The sequence below is a fragment of the Polaromonas sp. P3_C2 genome, from assembly GCF_056402675.1.
The window spans coordinates 1-2,510 of the sequence record NZ_JBFUGX010000604.1; the positions used below are offsets into that span (position 1 = coordinate 1).

The following is a 2,510-nucleotide window of genomic DNA, read 5'->3' on the forward strand; positions in this document are numbered from 1 at the left end:
CTACAACGTGCAGGCGCCGGAGAATGAAGACCAGGCGCGTTTCCTGAACGAGCAGGAGACGCCGATGAATGCCCTGGTCTACGAAGCGGTGGACCGCTACCGGGGCTCGATCTCGGCCGAGCACGGCGTCGGCAGCCTCAAGGTCAACACGCTGCCCAAGCACAAATCACCCGTGGCACTGGACATGATGCGCGCCATCAAACAGGGCCTGGACCCTCATAACCTGATGAACCCGGGACGGGTGCTAAAGGCATAATTGAAGTCTTGGCCGCCCGCCGCCATGACGCGCCCCCGGCACCCCCTCTGACCTCTAGCCGACTGGTTTTTAATGACCCGCCCTATCCGCTCCCAATACGAAGATTTCATGCGCCATGTGGACACCCACGGCGCCTTCAAGGCCGACCGCACCGGCACCGGTACGAAAAGCGTCTTTGGCTACCAGATGCGGTTTGACCTCAACGAAGGTTTTCCGCTGGTGACCACGAAGAAGGTCCACCTCAAGTCCATCGTGCATGAGTTGCTGTGGTTTCTGCAGGGCTCGAGCGACAACAACTGGCTAAAGGCGCGCGGCGTCTCCATCTGGGACGAATGGGCGCGTGAAGACGGTGACCTGGGCCCGGTTTATGGCGTGCAATGGCGAAGCTGGCCAACGCCGGATGGCGGCCACATCGATCAGATCAGCGAAGTCATCAAGACGCTGAAGACCAACCCTGATTCGCGCCGCATCATCGTGAGCGCCTGGAACGTGGCCGACCTCTCCAAGATGGCGCTCATGCCCTGCCACGCGTTCTTCCAGTTTTATGTCGCACCTTCTGAAGTGCAAGGCCAGCCGGGCAAGCTCAGCTGCCAGCTCTACCAGCGAAGCGCCGACATCTTCCTGGGCGTGCCCTTCAACATTGCCAGCTATGCCCTCCTCACCCACATGGTGGCGCAGCAATGCGGCCTGGGTGTGGGCGATTTCATCTGGACCGGTGGCGACTGCCACATCTACAGCAACCACCACGAGCAGGTGGCATTGCAACTGAGCCGCAAGCCTTTTGCCTACCCCACGCTGCAGATCAAGCGCAAACCCGAATCGATCTTTGACTACCAGTTTGAAGATTTTGAATTTCTGGACTACCAGCACCATGACGCCATCAAGGCGCCGGTGGCGGTGTGACATCCGTGCAGGCCGGCGCTCCATCCGCAGCGTCGGCTTCCACATTCAATTCGCGGCAACGGTTTTCACTCACACTGCTGGCTCTGGCCTCGGAGCTGATCTTTGTGACGGTGGTCATCTTGCCGATCGCGCCCTTCGTGATGCTTCAGGCCGCCATTTGGGGACCCGGTTTTGCCGCAGTGTTTGGCTTCGCGGCCTTTCTCTTCCTGTGGTGGCTGGTCCAGCCCTCGCCCGGCACGGTTGGCCGGCACACCATTGGCCGTGAAGATGCACCCGCACTCTTTGAGATGGTGGACGGCTTGTGCACCGGCGCCGCGGCGCCGCGCATCCACCGCATCGTGCTGGACAACGAACTGAACGCGGCGGCTTATCAAACCGGCGGTTTCCTGTCGTTGTTTGGCAGCCGCCGCACTCTCATACTGGGTGTCCCCTTGCTGAAGATGCTGAACAAGGACGAAGTGAAAGCCGTCATCGCGCACGAGCTGGGGCACTTTTCCCGCAACCACGGGCGTCTGGGTCACTGGATCTACAGGGTGCGGGCCAAATGGGACCACTACCTTCACATGCAAGGCAACGACAGCTTCGTGGATGGGGGGCTGAAGGCCATCGCGTCCTGGTTTGTTCCCTACTTTGTCTCGCGATCATCCAGCTGGTCCCGTCAGTGTGAATTCGAGGCCGACGCCGTCGCAGCGCGGACTTCCTCAGCGCGCCACCTCACCGACGCTCTTGCCAGGCTGGAATTTATTTCTTTTCTTCTGGCCCGGAAACTGCCCACACAACTGAGCAGCCTGCGCATGCAATCGACGCAAGCGCCCGGCAACTTCTGGGGGCTGACATCCGATCTTGTCGAGGCCCATGGCAGCTTCATGCCGCAGGCGCTCGCGGAGGGAGCCAGCCGCCCACGGCGTGCGCAAGACACCCACCCGCCGCTGCATGAACGTGCGGCGGCGCTGGGCCTGCAGGTCGAGTCGCCTCCGCTTGAAACCTCGCCCTGTGCTGGAGACATGCTTCTGGGCAAAGAGTGGACCCGGTTCCTGACGGCCTGCAATGAGGATTGGCAGAAAACACGCAGGCCAACTGGCGATTCGACCACCTACGGATGCGGTGGCTGGTGGCCGGTGGGGTGCATGTGCTCTTCTCCGAACAAACACCCGCCCAGACCGAACTGGCGACGGCGATTGTGCAAGAGCAGTTGCAGAGCGACGACTCAAGCCTGGCCCTGCTGTCTGCAGCGGCAGCCCGCCATCCCGAAATGGCCATGGCCCGGTTCTACTTCGGCCTGGCGTTGCTCGAAAGAGGCGACAACGCCGGCGTCGAGGAATTGCGGCAATCGATCSGGCTGGACAAACGC

At 61.4% G+C, this 2,510-nt stretch carries 3 protein-coding genes; all 3 read left to right on the forward strand.

Translation table 11 applies throughout. The features are described from left to right. On the forward strand, positions 1–256 hold a 256-nt coding region (locus AC1DWI_RS19615), incomplete at its 5' end, for an FAD-linked oxidase C-terminal domain-containing protein (protein ID WP_477725512.1). A gap of 72 nt (positions 257–328) precedes the next feature. Then, complete coding sequence (locus tag AC1DWI_RS19620) at positions 329–1,159, forward strand: thymidylate synthase (protein ID WP_477667921.1); 831 nt, start codon at positions 329–331, stop codon at positions 1,157–1,159. Then, positions 1,156–2,510, forward strand: a 1,355-nt coding sequence (locus tag AC1DWI_RS19625) for a M48 family metallopeptidase (RefSeq protein ID WP_477725513.1), incomplete at its 3' end; no start/stop codon positions are given. The genes AC1DWI_RS19620 and AC1DWI_RS19625, both read left to right, overlap by 4 nt.

What these genes read in the sequence shown, in the direction of transcription:
- AC1DWI_RS19620 (WP_477667921.1), top strand. Translation starts at nt 329, where the DNA reads ATGACCCGCCCTATCCGCTCCCAATACGAAGATTTCATGCGCCATGTG.